Annotated in this window: 23 protein-coding genes and 1 tRNA gene; 10 read left to right on the top strand and 14 right to left on the bottom strand. The window is 63.4% G+C overall.

Annotated features, from left to right (window positions below):
• Nucleotides 1-163 precede the first annotated feature (163 nt).
• The 10 genes from GGR00_RS13040 to GGR00_RS12995 all read right to left on the bottom strand — a co-directional run bounded on the left by GGR00_RS13040 (nt 164) and on the right by GGR00_RS12995 (nt 7,839).
• The gene (locus GGR00_RS13040) at nt 164-2,059 is read right to left on the bottom strand and encodes an autotransporter outer membrane beta-barrel domain-containing protein (RefSeq protein ID WP_184699640.1); all 1,896 of its coding nucleotides are present in this window, start codon (nt 2,057-2,059) and stop codon (nt 164-166) included.
• Nucleotides 2,060-2,364: 305 nt separating this feature from the next.
• Entirely contained in the window at nt 2,365-2,784 is a 420-nt protein-coding gene (locus GGR00_RS13035) for a universal stress protein (RefSeq protein ID WP_055970245.1), read from the bottom strand.
• Nucleotides 2,785-2,870: 86 nt separating this feature from the next.
• Entirely contained in the window at nt 2,871-3,110 is a 240-nt protein-coding gene (locus GGR00_RS13030) for an HP1242/YdcH family protein (RefSeq protein ID WP_055970241.1), read from the bottom strand.
• Nucleotides 3,111-3,204: 94 nt separating this feature from the next.
• Entirely contained in the window at nt 3,205-3,438 is a 234-nt protein-coding gene (locus GGR00_RS13025; protein ID WP_184699639.1) for a hypothetical protein, read from the bottom strand.
• An 8-nt stretch (nt 3,439-3,446) separates the two neighbouring features.
• Complete coding sequence (locus tag GGR00_RS13020; protein WP_055970235.1) at nt 3,447-3,752, bottom strand: hypothetical protein; 306 nt, start codon at nt 3,750-3,752, stop codon at nt 3,447-3,449.
• An 85-nt stretch (nt 3,753-3,837) separates the two neighbouring features.
• On the bottom strand, nt 3,838-4,104 hold the full coding sequence (locus GGR00_RS13015) for a hypothetical protein (RefSeq protein ID WP_055970233.1): 267 nt from the start codon (nt 4,102-4,104) through the stop codon (nt 3,838-3,840).
• Nucleotides 4,105-4,217: 113 nt separating this feature from the next.
• Nucleotides 4,218-4,412: a hypothetical protein gene (locus tag GGR00_RS13010; RefSeq protein WP_055970629.1), complete on the bottom strand. Its 195-nt coding sequence runs from the start codon at nt 4,410-4,412 to the stop codon at nt 4,218-4,220.
• Between the two features lie 92 nt (nt 4,413-4,504).
• Nucleotides 4,505-4,753: a hypothetical protein gene (locus GGR00_RS13005; RefSeq protein WP_184699638.1), complete on the bottom strand. Its 249-nt coding sequence runs from the start codon at nt 4,751-4,753 to the stop codon at nt 4,505-4,507.
• A gap of 143 nt (nt 4,754-4,896) precedes the next feature.
• On the bottom strand, nt 4,897-5,433 hold the full coding sequence (locus GGR00_RS13000) for a TIGR00645 family protein (protein ID WP_055970222.1): 537 nt from the start codon (nt 5,431-5,433) through the stop codon (nt 4,897-4,899).
• A 360-nt stretch (nt 5,434-5,793) separates the two neighbouring features.
• Nucleotides 5,794-7,839 (bottom strand): OmpA family protein, encoded by a 2,046-nt coding sequence (locus tag GGR00_RS12995; RefSeq protein WP_184699637.1) that lies wholly within the window; start codon nt 7,837-7,839, stop codon nt 5,794-5,796.
• Nucleotides 7,840-8,066: 227 nt separating this feature from the next.
• On the opposite strand from GGR00_RS12995, the gene GGR00_RS12990 reads away from it, so the two are divergent.
• Together GGR00_RS12990 and GGR00_RS12985 are read left to right on the top strand one after the other, a co-directional pair.
• Complete coding sequence (locus GGR00_RS12990) at nt 8,067-8,513, top strand: YcgN family cysteine cluster protein (RefSeq protein ID WP_055970628.1); 447 nt, start codon at nt 8,067-8,069, stop codon at nt 8,511-8,513.
• 222 nt (nt 8,514-8,735) lie between these two features.
• Complete coding sequence (locus GGR00_RS12985; protein ID WP_055970627.1) at nt 8,736-9,152, top strand: hypothetical protein; 417 nt, start codon at nt 8,736-8,738, stop codon at nt 9,150-9,152.
• Nucleotides 9,153-9,328: 176 nt separating this feature from the next.
• Here the strand turns inward: GGR00_RS12985 and GGR00_RS12980 are convergent, their stop codons facing one another.
• Entirely contained in the window at nt 9,329-10,048 is a 720-nt protein-coding gene (locus GGR00_RS12980; protein WP_055970215.1) for an SIMPL domain-containing protein, read from the bottom strand.
• 136 nt (nt 10,049-10,184) lie between these two features.
• Between GGR00_RS12980 and GGR00_RS12975 the strand changes: the two genes are divergently transcribed.
• Nucleotides 10,185-10,260 (top strand) — tRNA-Ile (locus tag GGR00_RS12975).
• Between the two features lie 316 nt (nt 10,261-10,576).
• Entirely contained in the window at nt 10,577-10,882 is a 306-nt protein-coding gene (locus GGR00_RS12970) for a hypothetical protein (RefSeq protein ID WP_184699636.1), read from the top strand.
• Here the strand turns inward: GGR00_RS12970 and GGR00_RS28670 are convergent.
• The 3 genes from GGR00_RS28670 to GGR00_RS12955 all read right to left on the bottom strand — a co-directional run bounded on the left by GGR00_RS28670 (nt 10,853) and on the right by GGR00_RS12955 (nt 12,875).
• Complete coding sequence (locus GGR00_RS28670; protein WP_377863710.1) at nt 10,853-11,179, bottom strand: helix-turn-helix domain-containing protein; 327 nt, start codon at nt 11,177-11,179, stop codon at nt 10,853-10,855. The genes GGR00_RS12970 and GGR00_RS28670 overlap by 30 nt on opposite strands.
• 89 nt (nt 11,180-11,268) lie before the next feature.
• A complete protein-coding gene (locus GGR00_RS12960; protein WP_184699634.1) occupies nt 11,269-12,684 on the bottom strand; it encodes a purine-cytosine permease family protein in 1,416 nt (471 codons plus the stop codon).
• Nucleotides 12,684-12,875 (bottom strand): hypothetical protein, encoded by a 192-nt coding sequence (locus tag GGR00_RS12955; protein ID WP_156381070.1) that lies wholly within the window; start codon nt 12,873-12,875, stop codon nt 12,684-12,686. The genes GGR00_RS12960 and GGR00_RS12955 overlap by 1 nt, the downstream gene beginning before the upstream one ends.
• Before the next feature lie 696 nt (nt 12,876-13,571).
• On the opposite strand from GGR00_RS12955, the gene GGR00_RS12950 reads away from it, so the two are divergent.
• From GGR00_RS12950 to GGR00_RS12925, 6 genes are read left to right on the top strand one after another with little or no spacing between them, the layout of a single operon-like run.
• Nucleotides 13,572-14,276 (top strand): TetR/AcrR family transcriptional regulator, encoded by a 705-nt coding sequence (locus tag GGR00_RS12950; protein WP_055970166.1) that lies wholly within the window; start codon nt 13,572-13,574, stop codon nt 14,274-14,276.
• A gap of 2 nt (nt 14,277-14,278) precedes the next feature.
• Nucleotides 14,279-15,289 (top strand): hydrogenase nickel incorporation protein HypB, encoded by a 1,011-nt coding sequence (gene hypB, locus GGR00_RS12945; RefSeq protein ID WP_055970163.1) that lies wholly within the window; start codon nt 14,279-14,281, stop codon nt 15,287-15,289.
• A 9-nt stretch (nt 15,290-15,298) separates the two neighbouring features.
• Nucleotides 15,299-15,685, top strand: coding sequence for a hydrogenase maturation nickel metallochaperone HypA (gene hypA, locus GGR00_RS12940; RefSeq protein WP_055970160.1), 387 nt, complete (start codon nt 15,299-15,301; stop codon nt 15,683-15,685).
• Between the two features lie 21 nt (nt 15,686-15,706).
• Nucleotides 15,707-16,780: an agmatinase family protein gene (locus GGR00_RS12935; RefSeq protein ID WP_055970157.1), complete on the top strand. Its 1,074-nt coding sequence runs from the start codon at nt 15,707-15,709 to the stop codon at nt 16,778-16,780.
• A gap of 25 nt (nt 16,781-16,805) precedes the next feature.
• Nucleotides 16,806-17,852 (top strand): arginase family protein, encoded by a 1,047-nt coding sequence (locus GGR00_RS12930; RefSeq protein ID WP_055970154.1) that lies wholly within the window; start codon nt 16,806-16,808, stop codon nt 17,850-17,852.
• Between the two features lie 50 nt (nt 17,853-17,902).
• Nucleotides 17,903-18,517 carry a HupE/UreJ family protein gene (locus GGR00_RS12925; RefSeq protein WP_162244882.1) on the top strand — a complete coding sequence of 205 codons (615 nt, stop codon included), beginning with the start codon at nt 17,903-17,905 and terminating at the stop codon, nt 18,515-18,517.
• The last annotated feature ends 6 nt before the right edge of the window (nt 18,518-18,523 follow it).

Here is an 18,523-nt window from a genome sequence, read left to right as displayed (position 1 = left end):
CTTGAATGCACGATGAATGGGCCTTTTTGACGAACGCCTGGCGCAGTGTTTTGCCATGCTCCCGTCCGTCCGGGTGCCCGTCATCGGCTTGGGGTGCAGGCGTCCTGCCCAAATGCAAAGAGGCGCCTTTCGGCGCCTCTGGCGTTTTCAAGGGCAGCTCAGGTCAGAGCTTGCCGGAGAGGCCGAGGTTGAAGGTGTGCTGGTCGCGTTCGGCACCGAACGAACCGGCGTAGCTCGAGGTCAGGCTGAGCCGGTTGGTGAAATCGGCGGCAAGGCCGGCCTCGACGCGGCCGAAGGTGCCTTCGCCGGTCTCTACCTGGCTGAGGAAGGCGGTCGCCGCGGTGGTGTAGCGGGTCGACACCGTCTCGTCGTTGCCGAAGAAGGCGCCGCCGATGCCGACGCTGCCGAAACCGCGCAGGGATGTGCCGGATTCGAGTTGCCAGCTGCGGGATGCGCCGATGCCGGCGAGAGCTTCGAGGCGATCGACATCATAGGCCTGGACGATGAGGTTGCCCGCGCCGGCACCGGTCTCGGTGTAGGAATCAACGTGGGTGCGCAGGTAGGCCAGGCTGGCGAAGGGCGTGACCCTGGCCACGTCCAGCTCGATGTCATGCGAGGCGCGCAGATGCGCCCCCAGGCTGTAGCCGTCGATCTCGGCAGAAGCCGTGGTTGCACCCGCGGTGCGGGCATATTCCCAGCGCTCGGTCGAGGCGGCAAGCCGGGCGTCGAAGACGGTGCCGGTCGGCGCCTGCCAGCGGATATAGGGCGAGGCGGTGAACTGGCGGTTTTCGATATTGGCATAGACGCCGTCGATGTCGCCGTTGCCGCTGGCATAGCCGCCGGCGAGGCCGACGAGCACTTCGGGCGAGATGGCGTGCTCGACGCCGAGGCCGGTGACATAGCCGGAGAAGTCGAGCTGTCCGGCAGTGAAGTCCTGCGAGCCGGTGGTGTAGCCGCCGAAGAGGAAGCTGCGGCTGCCGTCGAAGCCGGCGAGCGCAACATTGCCGCCGGCATCGCCGATCGAGCGGGCAAGGGCCGCGGCTCCGTCCGAGCCGGCCGTGCTTTCCTCGGCATATTGCAGGGCGCCGGTGGCGAGCTGGGCCGTGGCCTGGCCGCCGGTCGCACCGGTGCCGCGGGCAAGCATGAGGTCGTAGGCCTCGTGCAGGCGCTGGGACAGTGCGACGGGGCCGCCAGCGGCGACGAGGCCGGTGTCCTTGACGGTCCAGTTGAGCAGGCTCTGGACCTGGGCGGCGGTCAGGCCGGCAAATATCGGGCTGTTGATGAACAGTTCCGACTGCTGGATGGCACGTGCCACGTCGGCGGCATAGAGCGCGCCATCGTGGTCGATATTGCGCCCTATCTCGCCGAAAAGCATGTTGACGTTCATGAACGACACGGTCTGGCCGTCAGCGACCGTCACCGGGAAGACGATGTAGAGGTTGTCGTCGTGGTTCTCGAAATTGGTTATGACCTGGCTGAGGGCGTAGTCGTTGTTGCCGTAGAGATGGGCGATGACCGCAGTCAGGGACTCGTTGCCAGGCTGAAACTGGCCGGTCACCACGTAACCCGATTCCGCGGCGTGAACGTACATGTCGTCGCCGGCAACGAGAGTGCCGCCGAAGACGATGTTGGCGGTAATCGTGGCGCCGGTGTCGTTGGTGAAGCTGTCGAACCAGCGAACCGAGTTGGTGGGAAGTCCCGGCACCCCGATGTAAGACTGGGTTTGCCGCCAGGCCTTCAGCCCGTTGAATTCAGAATCATAAGCGACGACGCTGTTGATGTGGTAGTCGATCGTCGATGCGCCGTAAATCACGCCCCATTTGTCGTAAGCGTTGTCGCTGTCGTCCGAACGGGATTGACTGACTGCGCCAGCCGCGCCGGTCCCCCAATATGCGTCGTCGAAACCCTCATCGACGTAGGCATCCGACCATGATTCACATTCGCGCACGGTGCAAATTTCAAACTCGATCGTGCTTTGGCCGGCCTGTGCCGCATCGATGCCCAGCACAAGTGCCGCAATCGATACTGAGGCGCTGAACGCAGATCCCGATAGTTTCATGAATTGCCTCGAAAAGTCGTCATTCAAATTTCTTGAGATTGCAGAAGCACAATTGCCTTCGATCTACTGTTATCTCAGGTGTTAAATTTCTTCGAATCTTGTCATTTTCTAATTAAATTCTACAGAATTTTTGAAAAATCAATCCATATTCTATACAATCTTGGATTGATGAAAATTTCTTGCATGCACCTATGGGCGATCATTGTGATCGGCAATCCTCGCCGGAGGCGTTTGGGCGCAGGACGGGCCCAAACGCAAAGAGGCGCCTTTCGGCGCCTCCGGAGCAGAGCAGTTCGGCAGGCTGCCTATCTCACGACGAGCACCGGCACCTTGGAATAATGGACGACCTCGGCGGTCTGGCTGCCGAGCAGCAGCCGGCTGACGCCGCGGCGTCCGTGGGAGGCCATGACGATGAGGTTGCAGCCACGTTCCGCGGCAGTCTCGACGATCGCTTCGGCGGGTGACTCGCCGAATGCCTGGACGGGATCGACGGTGACGCCGGCCTTTGACGCTGCCGCCTGAGCGAGGTTCAGGGCCGCGTCGGCATGCTTTTGCTGGGCATCGCTCCATGATGCCATCGTGGCCGGGCTGTTCAATGGATAGGGCTCGGTCACCGTGATGACCGTGACCTTGCTGCCAAGGTTCCTGGCCAGTGTCAGCCCGTGGTCGACACCCTTCTGCGCGAGTTCGGAACCGTCGGTGGTTATGAGGATATGCGTGTACAAATCTACCTCCACTGCTTGGATCATCGTCGTTTTCATCGGTCCCGCAGCGCCGGTTTCACCGCCGGCTGCTGCGGGTGTTCGGTCGATCAGCCTGCCGTGACCGCGCCCGCGATCGCGTCCTTGAGCATCAGCCGGCGCTTTCGCAGCGTCGCCTCGTGTTCCTGGCTCACGGGCTCGATGTGGGTTTCGGCCTTGTGGATCTGCTCGTTCACATCGTCATATTCTTCGAGGATGCGGGCGAAACCCGTGTCCCGAGCTTTCAGGGCGTGGATGGCATCCAACTTGCCGGGGAATTCTTCACCCAGAGTGTGCGGTGTGTTCGACATTTCATCTCCTTGCGAATTGTCGAGCCAACTATAGTGCCGGGTGGAGGGGGCGAACTTGATCTGGGTCAACTTCAAACGGCAAGACGACGACAACTCATTCGCTGCCGTTGCTGGCCCGCAGACGATGGTGAAGAACGTTGATCTCTTGCCAGCCGTACTGCGACCCCGACTGCGTGACGATCCTTGCGGTGTCGTGCTGGCGGCGCAGCGGGACGTTGACCGCGTGCCGCACGGCCTGCGACAGGTGATCGAACAGCATCCCCGGACCCAGCCGGCTCTCGTAGAACGTGGCTGCTTCGGTCCAGTCGATCGACTTGACGTCCTTCATCGCGCGCCTCACCGCTGATCGTTGTACGGTTCCTTCATCTGCCCGATCATCCGGGCCAGCCTGGAGAATGACGGAATGTCCGCTTCCGGCTGGCATTGGTTGGCAAGCTCCAGCACCCTGATCGGGAAGTTGATGGCGTCGCGGTTGGACGACGACATGCCCTCGGATCGATCTTCGGCTGTCTCGCTGGCTTCGGCCTTGCGCAAGGCGATGTCGATTTCTTCAACCGTCAGAACGCCCTTGCGGACAAGGACGTGGTTGATCGCTGCGATGGCCATGATCAGGCCCTCGAGTTGCAGGTTGGCGACGTTCATGGCGATTGCTCCTTTCAACGAAGCAACAACGCCTGAACGCGGAAAGCGATCCGGTCGACGGGGATGGCGGTTGGATCTGGCGGCGTCAGGACTGCCAGAAGCGTGCCCGCTTCATCCTGTAGCCCGGCTGTTCGCTGCCGCCTGGTTTTTCAGGAACGCGCGCGCGGCGGCCCGGTGCGTTCTGGCCGTCCGAGTGACGCGCCTTTTCGTTGGTTTCGTCGACGGGCTCGGTGTTGCCGTAGCGATCGGCCGGGTGCCTGTTCTCGGCAGCCTGCTGCGAGAAGGCATCGCCGGGGTCCGGGCCCTTTCGTTCGACGGGCTTTCGTGCGCCGGTTTCATAGTTGTTCGGCATCGATTGTCTCCTGTCTGCTGCAGGGACAACATGGAGGGCGGCGGAAGGTTCCTTTGGTGCCTCGAGGCGGTCGACTCATCGATCAGGCGCGGTCTCCGCTGCGACATGCGCGATCATTGGGGAGATAGGGCGCCGAGCACGATTGCGATGAGCATCAACAGCGGACCCATCCACTTGAAGTGCTTCACGAGATTGTCCAGCCACGCTTGCTGGGGCGGGACGGGAAAGGCGATGTAGCCGAAGCCGACGGCCGTCATCCAGACAGCGGCGCAGGCCATGATGATCTCGTCGATATAGGCTGCGAGCACGCTGAGGCTATCCCAGGAGGCGAACCGTCCCACAAGACCAGAAATGGGGCCGGCCGACAAGCGACGGCTGGCGGGAGAGACGGCTGTCCGCCCTAGGTTTTCCGGGCGCGTTTCCGGTTCACGGCGATCGTCGCCGCACCCGCCACCGCGATGACGCAGCCGAGGATGAACGGCGGAATGAAATAGGCCAGCGCCTCGCTGTCTTCCCAGCGCAGCCGGAAGCCTTTGCAGCCGGTCGGAATCATGCCGCAGGCGAAGCTGTTGAGCCAGACCCACAAGCCGAAGGTGACCGCGCAGACGAGCAAGCCCGCGCCGGCCAGGACATATCCCAGAATGCGCATAGTGGCCTCCCGGCGATGGTTCGAGTTCGACAATGGAGGGTGGGCAGCGCTTCGGCCGGGTGGCCGAAGACTGAATCAATCCAGCGGGTTGGCCGGCGCGACTGACAAGATGAATCCGCGCCGGTGCGATGCCCGGCGTCGGCTCAGAGGCTGGGGCCGTCCGCCTCGGCCGACTTCTTGGAGCCCTTGGACAGGCCGGTGAGGCGGTCGATATAGGCCAGCAGCAGCGCCGACAGCACGAAGGTGAGGTGGATGATCGTCAGCCACATCAACTGGTCGGAAGTGTATTGCTGGTTGTTGAGGAAGACCTGCAGCAGGTGGATCGACGAGATCGCGACGATGGTCGAGGCGACCTTGATCTTGAGCGAGCTGATGTCGATGGTGCCGAGCCAGTGGACCTCGCCATCGTGGTTGTCGAAGCGGCTGACGAAATTCTCGTAGCCGGAAATGATGACCATCACCACCAGCGAGGCGACGAGCGCGGCGTCGATCAGGCCGAGCACCTTCAGGATGGTGTCGGTGTCATCCAGCACCATCACCTTCATGACGAACTCGTAGAGCTTCCTCGTGAAGGACAGGGCGTAGACGCCGAGTGCGACGGCGAGGCCGAGGTAGAACACCACGAGCAGCCAGCGCGAGGCGAGAATGATGGATTCGACGGCGTGTTCGAGGCGTTTCATGAGACGTCCGAAATTTTGCGTTTGGGGAATTTGCGATTGCAGATTGCGAAGGTGCCGACGAATGCAACAGGTTTTGGGATAAAACAAGGCCCGGCCGCTGGAGGGGGAATTTCGGCCGGGCCTTGATCTCCTAGAATGCCGGAGATGGGACGGGGCAGGGAACCACGTCGCCCTCAAAGTGGCATCAAAATCCAGCGAATCAATGGCGAAAGCCGGGTCATCGCGTGATTGTGACCGGGCGACAGGATGGCCGGAAGCGGGCCGGGACAGGCCGCGCCGGCGGCAATCTGGCCGCTGGAACGCAGCAAAAAGGCCCGGCCCGCGAGGTGCGGACCGGGCCTTCAAAGATGCTGCCAGTGCCTATTTGGCGCTGGCGATGGGGGCCACCAGCGGCGTGATGCGGCGGATGGCGACGCGGCGGTTCTCACGCTCGCGCGCGTCGGTCTTCACCTTCAGGTAGCGCTCGCCGTAGCCTTGCGTCGACAGGTTTTCCGGCGGGATGCCGAAGACGTTGGAGAGCGCGTCCGCCACCGCCTCGGCGCGGCGGTCCGACAGCGCCAGGTTGGCGACGTCGGAGCCGACGGCATCGGTGTGGCCTTCGATGAGGAAGGTTTCGGCCGGGTTCTTCTTGAGCAGCTTGTCCATCGCGTTGGCGACGCCCTCGAGCTTGGCGACTTCGGCTTCGTTGATCGAAGCCGAGCCGAACTCGAAGTTCAGCGTGTCGAGGTCGACACGGCGGGCGATGTCGCGCACGCGGGCCGAACGCTTGACCTCGTCGACCGAGTAGAGGCGCTTGACGCGCTCGACCGGCGGCTGCTCGAGGAACTCGTAGTAGGCATCTTCATCTTCGACATACTGGGCATCGAGGATGTATTCGTTGCGCGGGATGTGAAGCTGGAGCGGGGGCAGGTCGAGGCCCGGATCGCGCCACTCGTCCATCTCGCCGTAATACTGGTCGTCGACATAGCTCAGTACATATTCCTGGCCGTCGGGCGTGATGCGCGAGCGCTGCACGATGTCGCCGTAGCGGTTGCGGATGGTGATGATCTGGTTGCCGTTCTCGCGGACGATGACCTCGCGGGTGCGGCCGCGCGGCAGTTCCTCGTAGTAGACCTCCTGGGCGTTGCGCGTCATGCGCGGGCGCTCGTTGCTCTCGACGATGACCTGGTTGTTGATCTGGATGATCACCCGGTCGCCGATCTCGCGCAGGACCTCGGTACCCTCGGGGCGCGGCCTGCGGCGCAGGTCGATTTCGGGTGCGCGCTCGAGGCGGGTGCCCTGCTCGGCGGTGATCGCCTGGATCTCGACCGGCTGGGCCTGTTCGGCGGCAGCCTTGTCGTCGGCCGGCGGCGGGCCCGGATCGACCGGCACCGGCTGCGGCTGGGCCGTCTGTCCGCCGGCCTGGCCTTCGGGCACAGGCTGGCCTTCCGGCGCAGGTTGGGCGGGCTGGCCCTCGGCAGCCGGCTGCTGGCCACCGGCAGGTGCAGGCGCTGTTTCCTTCTGGCTGTCGAGGATCGGGGCCTCGTTCGGGTTGACGGGCGCCTCGCCCTGCTGGGCCGGCTGTTCGCCGGTCGCGGGCTGCTGCGGCTGCTCGCCGGTAGTGGGTTGCTCGCCGGCAGCGGGTTGCTCGCCGGTCGCGGGCTGTTCGCCGGTTGCCGGCTGCTCGGCCTTGGGCTGTTCGGCGGCAGGCGTCTCGCCCTGGGCTGGGGCCTCTCCGGCGGGTGCCGTCGTTTCCGGGGCAGGCGCAGGAGCCGGCGCTTGCTCAGGCGTTGCCTCGGCGGGTTGTTCAGCGGGCTTCTCAGCAGGCTTGTCAGCCGGCTGCTCGGCCTGAGGTTCGGGGGCGGGCTCGGCTTCCGGAGCCGGCTGCTCGGCGGCTGGCGCCTGTTCCTGCTGTTCCGGCGCTGGCTGCTCGGCGGGCTTCTCGGCAGGCTGTTCGGCGGGCTTTTCCGCCGGCTGCTCGGCCTGAGGTTCCGGCGCGGGCTCGGCTTCGGGGGCCGGCTGTTCGGCGGCCGGCGCCTGCTCCTGCTGTTGCGGTGCGGGCTGCTCGGGCTCCGGTTCGGGGGCTGGCTGCTCGGCCTGGGGCTCGGGCGCCGGAGCGGGCTCCGGTTCCGGTGCCGGCTCGGGCTGAGGCGCGGGCTCGGGTTCCGGCGCGGGTTCCGGCGCCGGCTGCGGTTCTGGTTCGGGGGCAGGGGCCGGCTCTTCCGCCGGTGCCTGCTGGCCGCCCTGGCGTGCGGCGCAGGCCTCGGCCGATTCGCCTTCCTGGCAGTCCGACTGCACGCGAATGAGCGGCAGCGCAGCGCCGGAATCCGGCAGCGCGCCATTCGGCAGCGGCAGCGCGCCCAACGGCGCGGATGCCATGAACAGGCCGATCGCCGTGCCTGCGAGAATCCGTGGTTGGCGTTTCATCGTTGGAAATCTCCTCGAAGTGAACTCTTGGTCCCGTCCCGGCCCAAACAGATGGAACCCTGAAATGGTTCCGCTCCACCCGGCAGTCGCATCGTTTCGGGGCATTTGCCCGACGGCAACAAGGCAATATCGTGGCTTCGCTGAACTGGCGATGAATGCAACGCGCAGGCGATGAATACAATGCGTGCGTGCTTGACGACGCCGGAGATGCGCGCCAAATGCCGGGCATGGACGAGCCCTACTGGAAAACGACGCCGCTGGAGGCGATGAGCCCCGCCCAGTGGGAGCGGCTGTGCGATGGCTGCGGCAAATGCTGCCTGTCCAAGCTCGAGGACGAGGACACCGGTGACATCTACTGGACCAGCGTCGGCTGCCGGCTGTTCGACGGCGCGACCTGCCGCTGCTCCGACTATGCCAACCGCCTCGCGCGCGTGCCGGATTGCGTCGGGCTGACGCCTGACAACGTGCGCACCATCACCTGGCTGCCCAGCACCTGCGCCTATCGCCTCGTCGCCGAGGGCCACGACCTCTACTGGTGGCACCATCTGGTTTCGGGCAGCGCCGAGACCGTGCACGAGGCCGGCATTTCGGTGCGCGGCAGGCTGACGGCTTCCGAGGACGACCTGGCCGAACCGGAAGACTATTTCGAGCATGTGCTCGACGAGGAACCGTAAGCGCCGGTTCGCCATATTCCCGACCATTTCGGCAGGCTATTTCGCGCTCGCGCGGCGACTCACGAATGCGTGATCGCATCATATTATCCAATGGAATCAGTGTCTTGCCAGATGAACCGAAAATGAATGCACGGTTCGAAATCGGTTCAGCTTGGGTGGGGCAATCTGCAGCCATCGCTCAGGCACAGACGGCTTGACGCCACGGAGTTCAAGGAGAAGACCATGTTCGACAAGATCAAGACTGCCGCCCTTTCGGCGCTCATCGGCTTCAGCACGCTGGCGGCGATTCCCGCTTCGGCGCAGGCAGATGGCCTCTACCTGAACCTCGGCCAGGGCGAGCCGCGCGTCGGCATCTATGTCCAGGACGGCTATCGTGACGGCAACCGCTGGGACAACCGCAACGACGGCCGCTGGGACAACCGCAATGACGGCCGCTGGGGCAATCGCCCCGACCATGGCCGCTGGGATCGCCGCTGCACGCCCGACCGGGCGCTCGACAAGGCCGACCGCATGGGCCTGCGCCGCGCCCGCGTCGTCGACGTCAACCGCCGCACCATCACCGTCAGCGGCCGCAAGTATGGCGAGCGCGTCGCGATCAGCTTCGCCCGTGCCCCGAACTGCCCGGTGGTTCGCTGGTAACAGCCGGGCCGGGCGCCGCCCGGTCCTGAGTAGCGGGGGCCCCTTTTCGCCAAGAGAGGGCGTGGCTCCAAACAAAACCCCGGAGGCCTGGCCTCCGGGGTTTTTTCATTGCCCGATCGGGCGTCCGGCTTGTCCGAAGGCTGCCGCCCCGAGACGGCAGCCCTGGACCCAAGGCGTCAGTTCTTCAGTTCGAAGGTGACGTTGACCTGGACGCGGTAGGCGTTTTCACCGGCCTCGACGGGGACGGCACCGGCGGCGGCGCGGTCGAACGACTTGGCCTGCTGCAGCGGCATCGGCGGCGGCGCGAAGGACTGGTCGGCGATCTCGATCACCTTGCCGAGGCTGACGCCGGCGGCCTCGGCCAGCACCTTGGCCTTGGCGATGGCGTCGGCAACCGCAAGCTTGCGCGCCTCGGTGATGACGGTGTCGGGCTTCTCGTTGGTGAAGTTGATGCCGCCGCCCTGGTTGACGCCGAGCGATACCGCCTTGTCGAGGACCTCGCCGGTCTTGGCGATGTCGCGGATGCGCACCGACAGCGTGTTGGTGACCTGGTAGGCGACGAGTTCGGCTTCCTGCGAGCCGTCGGGCTTGTTGGTGTAGTTGTAGCGCGGCTGGATCTGGATGCCGGCGGTTTGCAGGTCGCGGTCGGCGATGCCGGAGGCCTTCATCGCGGCGATGACGGCGGCCATGGCGTCGTTGTTAGCGTCGAGTGCCTCGCGCGCGGTCTTGGCCTCGCGCATCACCGACAGCGACAGCAGGGCAAGGTCGGGCGCGACCGAGGCTTCGCCTTCGCCCGTCACGATGATGCGCGGCGGCGGCTGGTTGTCGGCGCGGGCGGCAGCGGCGGGAACTGCGAGTGCCGCTGCAAGAGCGAGCGCCATGTATTTGCGATTCATAATATAATCTCCGTTGTCCTGAGCCCTTCAACCGTGTCGAATAGGGGCGGATTATGGGTGGATTGCGGCAGGGCGCACGAGATGCGCGAAGATGGCTTGTGCCGGCGCGCAAAACTGACTATCCAGCCCGCGTGTGGGGCCTGTAGCTCAATGGTTAGAGCCGGCGGCTCATAACCGCTTGGTTGGGGGTTCGAGTCCCTCCGGGCCCACCAAAATCTAAATATTGATTTTATCTATATTTTCGTCTGCTCCGAGCCCGAGTGTGCACCAAGACGTACACTGGAGCGCGCGTGTATCCTTGGCAAAAGGATTCAGGCTTTTTCTTTCGGATGCGCATCCCAACCGAGCGAGTCGCAACCCCGGTGCAACTCCCTTGTGTCTGGGGTTGGCGAATTGGTGGCGTTGAATACCCAACCCAATGGGCGCTTGTGTGATGAGACAGGCGGGTGTCGCAGCGCCTGTCTCCTCGCGCTGGTCGAGACATCAGGACTCGAGCCAAACCTTCTCAAGCTGGATCTGGAGGAGCGGATGAGCGTGATGATCTTTGACCTTTGGAACAAAGTGGGTAAAGACCTTCCGCCAGTATGGCTGGATGATGACGCCAGCCTCCTGAAGGATCTGTTCCATGTGCTGCATGGCAGCGCGACGTTTGTCGACATCGGATATCGACAGAGCCTCATTCAGTTTTGCGTCGAAATCGTCGTTGGCAAACCCGGTTTCGTTCCAGGCTTCGCCGCTTGTAGAGAAAGGCGAAGCCTTGCCGGAAATACGTCTGTCTCATGGGACAGGGATATCAAGCTGGTTTCAACACGAAGTCCGCCGGCGCCAGCCTGACCCAAGGGGGGTGCGCGGCTGTCTGACAACGTCGCTGCTGGCTTTAACGAAGACCGCCGCACTTTCGGATTCGAAACGGCTCACCAACCAGGTAATTGGCATTGTCAGGCCGTTCGCAATTGCCTGCAGCGTCGTAAGGGAAGGTGAGATTCCCCCATTTTCGACTTTGGACAGCATGCCAATCGACAGGTTCGTGGCCGCCGCCAGGTCACTTACCTTCATGCCATGTCGCGTTCGAAAGGCACGAACCTCGCGACCGATCGCGCTATGCAAGAATGGTTCTCTGGCTTTGGTCACAGCGATCGTGTTCTGGCTCTGTGTGATGCGGTTGCGTAAAGCAGGTGCGTAGAGCAGGTGACCCGCGGTGAGCGGGCCACCTGCCGCGCTCAGTACTCGTATCCGCCTCGCCTTGCCGGCATGACCATTGTCCTGGTCAGGCCATAGTGAAGGATCGCCGCCACGATGCAGGCGGGGACCGATGCGCTGACCCAGATGAACGGCCCGTGCGCGGCGAGGGACTGGGGGTCGAACAGTGCGTAGTAGACGAGGCCGCCGCCGGCGAGGGCAAGGAATGCTGCCGGATTGATGCCGCGCCAGTAGGCGTAGTCGGAATCGGCGCCGTCGTTGAAGACGTCGCACTGCTTGATGCGGCCTCGCCGCAGGACCAGATAGTCCATCGCCGTCACGCCGGAGAGCGGTGCGAATCCGAGCGCGGTCCAGGCGAGAAACTTGAAGAAGTTGTCGTAGATCTGGCCCGGGAAGAAGGCGATGACGATCACCGGAACAAACAGGGCGCCGGTCAGCAAACCCCAGGGCATGGCTTCGAAGTAGCGGCCGGCCTGCCGCATCGCCAGGCACATGCCGTAGAAGATGCTGACGATGGCGGTGATGTTGGCCAGTCCGACGAAGAGCAGGGCGGTGACGCCGACGAAAGCTCCGCCCAGCGGGATCATCCAGGCCGTCGGGTCATGCGATCCCAGGCTCAGGGCGGCAAACAAGCCGACCAGTTCGCCGAGCACGGCCGCGGCGAAGATGCCGATCAGATTGGGCCAAAGGGCTGCGCGGGGCGTGCGCGTGAAGCGCGAGATGTTTCCCAGCACCGGCCACCAGCCGAAGCCCGCCGCCAGGTTGAATTCGACCGCGATCATGAAGTTGAGCCGCCGATCGTCGAATGGCGCAAGCGGAGCGGCATTGGCGATGTCGCCCCAACTCTTGTGGCTGAAGATGAGGAACAGGATGCCGAAGCAGAGGATGAGCTTGCCCGGCCCGACAAAGCGGTTGAGCCATTTGACGGCCGTCGGCCCTTTCCAGAGCAGCAGCCATGAGATGGTGATGGCCAGGATGGCCAGAAAGGTCACGCCGAGATCATTTTCACCGATGTTGGTGCCGCCGACCTGGTTCATGACGCCGCTGATCGCGCGGCCGAACATGATCGACAGGATCGCCGACCAGCCGACGCCGTAGATCGCCAGGAAGAAGCCTACCAGGATCAGGATGCCGAGGGGGCCGAACACGCTGCGCATCAAGGTGAACTGCTCGATGCCGAACTTTCCGGTCGAGATGCAGACGCTGACGGCCATGATCGACACGCCGATCACGTTGCCGATGATGATCGCGTAGATCCCGTCCCGGGCGCCGACGACCAGGGCCGTGCTGCCGCCGAGCAGGAACGCCCATGTGGCGATGGCGAGGCCGATGTTGATCCATGAATTGTCGAGGAAACCGAGCTCGCGTTCTTCCTTGAGCACGGGAAGCGTGCCGAAGGCGGCGCTCGCGCCCGTGAATTTTGGTGCGGGGGCCATCAGTTGCCTCCGACCCACATAGCAATCGCGCCAAGCAGGATGGTGGCGGTTACGGCGAACCATATCCCGAGCTCCCGGCCCGAAATATCCGTGCGTGCCGGGTCCATGTAGCTGGGATCCGCGATGATGTTCAGCCGCCGGTTCAACTCCCGGCGCATTTCGTTGTCTGGGCTTTCTGAAGCGATAGTCATTTCATCCTCCTCCAAAGATTAAATGATCACCTGTCCCGGTTCCTGAACGTCCTTCAGTCCCCCGGGGCTGGCATCGTCGTGTTCTCCTGGCTGTCCGGAATCACCGCGGCTTCCCCTGCGGGCAAAACTTTCGCCCGACGCATTGGTTCTGTTGAGGACCGGGAAGCTCGCAAGCGGGGTTCTCCTGTCTGATCGACCCCAGGGTTCCATCGGATTGTCGGATGTGCGGCGCGCCCTTTGTCTTGTCGCGCAGGGTCGCTGCCCATCACGCCGTAACGTTGCGGCAGTTTGAATTTGGTGTCAAACAATTTTCCTGACACGAATGTAAAAATATTAGCTGGGATGCACATATGTGGAGGGTGCGAGCGCGCATCCGCCCAACTTCTGGCGAAGCGGAGGGTTGTTAAATTACTTTATGATTACAGATGTTTATTTAGAATCTATGCATTCTTCGTGCTGCCTGCGAACATGCCTTGTGCATAGGTCCTGTGCCTGCCAATTCCTGTCAGGTCGGAAAAAATCCTCAAATCACCGTGTTGACAGCAATGTCAAAGCTACGTAGCGTCAAGGTCGAAAGCGCAGCCTCGTTGCAAGCGCCTCGCCGTCCGAAGCGGCAAATCCCGCCCTGCTTCGGACGTTGAACGCACGCCGCCGCTGCGAACTTCTCCGGCAATGCTCAGGGTCAGGACGTCATCGATGGAATCCGCCGCTCTCATTCATCTCGAAGATCGCGTGAAATCGGTCAAACGGGCCAAGACACGCTTCTATCGCAATCCGGGCGTCCGGGCGGAGTCGTTGCTGGAAGCGGCGCTGGAGTGCTTCGCCGAGGAAGACTACGAGAGTGTCACGATCCCGCTCATCGCCAAGAAGCTGGGCGTTGCTCACTCGCTCATCTATTATTACTTCAAGAACAAGGACTCTCTGTACCAGTCTTCCGTCCTTCATGCGCTTGACCGGCTGATGACCAACTACGGAGAGGTCGTCGCCCGGCACGAAAGCCCGGCCGAACTGCTGAGCGCCTATCTCGACCTCAATGTCGAGATGTCGGAGACGCTGCGCAGCCTCGTGCGCATCATGTTCGTCAATGCCGGTGGCGCCAGGGACTCCGGCCCGAAGTTCATCGACAGCTTCGTCGAGGATTTCTACGAGTCGGAGAAGAAGGTACTTGCCGACTGCATCCGCACCGGCGTCGAGGTGGGCATCTTTGCCTGCCCGGATCCCGACGAGATGGCAGCGTTCATTTCGCGCAACATCGACGGCATCTACTTCGGCAGCTTCATGCCGCACGGCGCTCCGATCCCGGCTGCGATGCGCTACCTCAAGGAGGTGGTCTGGGGGCTGCTGCACTATGCCGGCGACCCGTCCGCCAACAAGACGTCCACGGCCAAGAGCGGGAGATAGCCATGTGCCAGGTATGCGGCTGCGGCCCTGAGAACATTCGCATCGATGGCAAAGGCGACGCCGGCGTGGGGGGCGGCGATCACGGTCATCACCACCACCATCACGACGGCGGGCATCACCACCACCATGGCGACGGGCACCACCACGATGACGGGCACCATCATCACCATCATGCGGACGGCCATCACCACGAACATGTTCACCTTGCAGACGAGGATGCGCCAGGGGCCTTGGCCCACGGCGACCTGCATTTCGGCAGGGACGCCGCCAAGACCCATGTTCCGGGGATGAGCCAGAAGCGCCTGGTGCAGATCGAGCAGGAGATCCTGGCGAAGAACGGCATGTTCGCGGACGACGTGCGCGATGAACTCAGCTCGCAAGGCGTGCTTGCGCTCAACCTGATTGCAAGTCCGGGGGCGGGCAAGACCACTTTGCTGGTCGAAACGCTGCAGCGTTTGAAGGGAGCCTTCCCAACCTGGGTGATCGAGGGCGACCAGGAAACGGCGAATGACGCCGACCGCATTCGCGCGACTGACACCCAGGCCGTGCAGATCAACACCGGAAAGGGGTGTCACCTCGATGCCGACATGATCCAGCGCGCGCTTGCCTCGCTGTCGCTGGAGCAGGGCGGTGTCCTGTTCATCGAGAATGTCGGCAACCTGGCCTGTCCCGCCGGCTTCGACCTTGGCGAAGCCCACAAGGTGGTCATCCTGTCGGTGACCGAGGGCGACGACAAGCCGGTCAAGTATCCCGAGGCGTTCGCCGCGGCGAACCTCCTGGTGATCTCGAAGTCGGACCTTGCGCCTTATTGCGATTTCGACATCGAGGCCTGTGTTGCCCGCGCCCGTGAAATCAATCCGTCAATCGAGAGCATTGTCGTTTCGGCCCGCGACGGCACCGGGATGACCGAGTGGCTCGACTGGATCGTTCGCGCCCGCCAGACGCAGTTGCAGGATCTCGCGCGCGGCCTGCAGGCACGGATGGACATCATCCACAACGCGCTGCACGCCTGAGGTTGCGCCATGCATGAGCTCACGATTGCCTCGAGCCTGATCGAACTCGCCAGCGATCACGCGTCCAGGAACGGCCGCGGCCGGGTCACGGGAATGCATGTGCGCCTCGGCGTCATGTGCGGCATCGCTCGCTCGCTCTACTTCTGCTTCGGCCCGGCGACGCGCGGCACGCGGTGCGAAGGTGCCAAGCTGCACATCGAGGAGGTGCCGCTGACGATATTCTGCGAGCACTGCGCCGAAGCGCGGTCGCCGCTCTCGCTTTCCAATCTTCGTTGCCCCGACTGCGGGAGGCCTTCACGCAAGGTGCTGTCGGGACGCGAGATGGAACTTACCCACATCGAACTCGAGGACGAACCGCCGCAACCGGCGGCCCAGGCTCGGCAAACACTTCAGTAGTTACCTGTTGGGAGGAACAGAATGCTCGATCGAAAATCAGAGACAGCCAAGTGGCAATTCACGCCACATCAACATCGCGGGCCCGCCGAGCAGTTCGGCGAGGATGACCACATCTATTCGCCGAAACTGCACAATGGCTCGTTCAAATCCAGGGGGCTCGCCACCTTCATGGGCGCGCCCTACTGCCCGCCGGACCGCCACAAGATCCGCGAGATGGGCGCCAAGATCTGCTTTCTGGCGGTGCCTTGGGACCAGGGCCAGATCGTGCGCGCCGGCGCTTCGCAAGGCGCTTCGGGCCTGCGTGAGGCGACGACCCAGTATTTTCCCTACATGTTCGAATATGACGTCGACCTGCTCAGCTTCTTCCGGGTCGTCGACTGCGGCGACGTTCCGACGGTCCCCGGCAACAACGTCAAGTCGCAGGAATACACCACCGACTACGTCACCGAGTGCCTCGAAGGCGGCGCCAAGGTGATCCTGTTCGGCGGCGACCATTCCCTGCCGATCCCCGGCGCCAAGGCGCTGTCGCGTTTCACCGGCAGCGGCAAGATGGGCTACCTGCATGTCGACAGCCATCTCGACGCCGGCCCCGACTGGGCGGGCAACCTGATCACCAACTGCTCCGGCACGCCGCGGGCGCTCGACCTGCCCAACTGCAATGCCAGGAACATGGCGCACATGGGATCGCGCAACGGCCTCAATCCGAAGGACTGGTGGGACTTCTACGTCGACAACGACATCCGCGTCGTGACCATGCCCGAAATGATCGAGCGCGGGCTGGAGGTGTGCGCCAACGAGATCTTCGAACGGGTGAAGAAGGACGCCGACACGCTGTACTTCACCTGGGACACGGACTCGATCGACATGAGCTGCATGCCCGGCTCGACCTCGCCGGAATGCTACGGCCTGAAAGGCCGAGAAGCGATCCAGTTTGCGCGCATCGCCGGCCGGCACGGCTGCGACATCCTCGATGTCGTCGAGCTCTGCCCGTATTTCGACTCGAGCCAGATCAGCGCCAAGATGACGGTCAACATGATCTACCACTATCTCGGCTCGCGCGCCCAGACGCTGCGCCAGCAGGGCAAGCAACCGTAAGAATTCTCAGGGAGGAGACACAGTCATGAACCCAGCAAAATCCTACGCCCATCTGTTCTCGCCGCTTGGCGGCGACGCCGGAGACAACTATCGGGCGCCCGGCCTGATCACGTTCCTGCGTTCGGCTCACGTGCCGCTGAATGCCGAAGCGCTGAAGGCCTGTGGCGCGAAATACGCCTTCGTCGGCGTGCCGTTCGACGAAGGCAACATCGGCAAGCCCGGATCAGAGGACGGTCCGCGCGAGTTCCGCCTCGTCTCGCAGGAGTACTTCTCATACTGGTTCGAATACAATGTCGACCTGCATGGCAAGGCCGTCGACTGCGGCGACGTCTCGATGCCGAAGGTCAGCCCCGAGGTGGCGCACGAGCGCATCTATCGTGCGGTCCGCGAAGTGCTGAAGTCGGGACTAACGCCGATCATCTGCGGCGGCGACCGCTCGATCTCGATCGCCGCTGCGCGCGCGCTGTCCGACCATATCGGCGCGCAAAAGAAGATGGGCTACATGCATTTCGGCGCCCAGCTCGATATGGCCGACAGCTGGGCCGGCGAGCGCAACCTGGCGCCGTGCGCCATGGCGCGGATCACCGAACTGCCCAATCTCGACATCAGGAACGTCGCGCATCTGGGCGCGCGCAATGCGATGAACCCGAAGGACCACATCGACCTCTCGAAGGAGAGAGGACTGCAATACGACACCATGTTCGACCTGATCGACGGCGGCATCTTCCCGCTGGTCGAGCATTCCATCGACCGCGTCTGGAGCGGCACCGACGCGCAGTATCTGAGCTTCAATTTCAACGTCATGGATTCGTCGGCGGCGCCGGGCGTCACGTCCACCGAACCCGGCGGCATTGAATCGCGCGAAATGATGCGCATCGCCGACATGATCGCAAAGCGCGGCAGCGTCAGCGTGATCGACCTTACCGAGCTCTGCCCGATCTTCGACATCAGCGGCACGGCTGCACGGCTCGCGGCGTGCGTGATCATGCGGCTGATGGCGTCGCTGGCAGCGCAAGGCGGGGACGTGATCGACGCAAATCTGCGCCGCACCGACCTGGTAGCCGCCGAATAACGAATATCCACTTGGACAAGGCCGGGTGATACCGGCCCATGGAGTCGATGGTGAACACGACAAGCACTCGAAAGATCACGCGGTTCGCAACCGCCGTCGCTGTGGCCTACGCCGCATCGACGATGCCGAGCTACGCGCATTTCCTGCCCAACGCCGGTGGCCTTGGGGCAGGGCTCTCGCATCCGCTCTCCGGTCTCGATCATATCCTGGCCATGGCCGGGGTGGGCATCTGGGCCGGGCAAAATGCCGACAACGAGCCGGTGTTCCGCTGGCTGCCGCTCGGTTTCGTCATCGGCATGATCGCCGGTGCGGTCTTCGGCATGACCGGGTTTCCGCTTCCCTTCGTCGAACTTGGTATCGCCGGCTCGGTGGTTGTTCTGGGCGCGATCGTGGCACTGGGCAGCCGGGTGCCGTTCGGCGCGGCCTTTGCGATGACGGTGGTATTCGGCGGCCTGCACGGTTTTGCCCATGGCCAGGAACTGCCGATCGCCAGCAACGCCTTGCTCTACGGACTGGGCTTTGTGGTGTCGACCGCCGTCCTGCATGCGATCGGCTTCTCGCTGGCAACCTTCGTGGCGCGCCTGTCCTGGCGCACTGCGCTCAGGGTGGGTGGCGGCGGCATCGCCGTAGCGGGTGTTGCGCTGGCTTCGAGTCTCGCCGCCTGACCACGC

Source organism: Aminobacter aganoensis (genome assembly GCF_014206975.1).
Lineage (GTDB): Bacteria > Pseudomonadota > Alphaproteobacteria > Rhizobiales > Rhizobiaceae > Aminobacter > Aminobacter aganoensis.
The sequence above is the reverse complement of the archived record's forward strand: the minus strand, read 5'-3'. Positions and strand labels throughout refer to the sequence as shown.

Coding starts and splice junctions, on each gene's coding strand:
- GGR00_RS13015 (WP_055970233.1), bottom strand. CDS start 4,104: ATGCCGAACAACTATGAAACCGGCGCACGAAAGCCCGTCGAACGAAAG.
- GGR00_RS12970 (WP_184699636.1), top strand. CDS start 10,577: ATGAGCGTGATGATCTTTGACCTTTGGAACAAAGTGGGTAAAGACCTT.
- GGR00_RS12935 (WP_055970157.1), top strand. CDS start 15,707: ATGCTCGATCGAAAATCAGAGACAGCCAAGTGGCAATTCACGCCACAT.
- GGR00_RS12960 (WP_184699634.1), bottom strand. CDS start 12,684: ATGGCCCCCGCACCAAAATTCACGGGCGCGAGCGCCGCCTTCGGCACG.
- GGR00_RS13030 (WP_055970241.1), bottom strand. CDS start 3,110: ATGTCGAACACACCGCACACTCTGGGTGAAGAATTCCCCGGCAAGTTG.
- GGR00_RS13025 (WP_184699639.1), bottom strand. CDS start 3,438: ATGAAGGACGTCAAGTCGATCGACTGGACCGAAGCAGCCACGTTCTAC.
- GGR00_RS12950 (WP_055970166.1), top strand. CDS start 13,572: ATGGAATCCGCCGCTCTCATTCATCTCGAAGATCGCGTGAAATCGGTC.
- GGR00_RS12955 (WP_156381070.1), bottom strand. CDS start 12,875: ATGACTATCGCTTCAGAAAGCCCAGACAACGAAATGCGCCGGGAGTTG.
- GGR00_RS13000 (WP_055970222.1), bottom strand. CDS start 5,433: ATGAAACGCCTCGAACACGCCGTCGAATCCATCATTCTCGCCTCGCGC.
- GGR00_RS12980 (WP_055970215.1), bottom strand. CDS start 10,048: ATGAATCGCAAATACATGGCGCTCGCTCTTGCAGCGGCACTCGCAGTT.
- GGR00_RS13040 (WP_184699640.1), bottom strand. CDS start 2,059: ATGAAACTATCGGGATCTGCGTTCAGCGCCTCAGTATCGATTGCGGCA.
- GGR00_RS12930 (WP_055970154.1), top strand. CDS start 16,806: ATGAACCCAGCAAAATCCTACGCCCATCTGTTCTCGCCGCTTGGCGGC.
- hypA (WP_055970160.1), top strand. CDS start 15,299: ATGCATGAGCTCACGATTGCCTCGAGCCTGATCGAACTCGCCAGCGAT.
- GGR00_RS13005 (WP_184699638.1), bottom strand. CDS start 4,753: ATGCGCATTCTGGGATATGTCCTGGCCGGCGCGGGCTTGCTCGTCTGC.
- GGR00_RS13020 (WP_055970235.1), bottom strand. CDS start 3,752: ATGAACGTCGCCAACCTGCAACTCGAGGGCCTGATCATGGCCATCGCA.
- hypB (WP_055970163.1), top strand. CDS start 14,279: ATGTGCCAGGTATGCGGCTGCGGCCCTGAGAACATTCGCATCGATGGC.
- GGR00_RS12990 (WP_055970628.1), top strand. CDS start 8,067: ATGGACGAGCCCTACTGGAAAACGACGCCGCTGGAGGCGATGAGCCCC.
- GGR00_RS12985 (WP_055970627.1), top strand. CDS start 8,736: ATGTTCGACAAGATCAAGACTGCCGCCCTTTCGGCGCTCATCGGCTTC.
- GGR00_RS12995 (WP_184699637.1), bottom strand. CDS start 7,839: ATGAAACGCCAACCACGGATTCTCGCAGGCACGGCGATCGGCCTGTTC.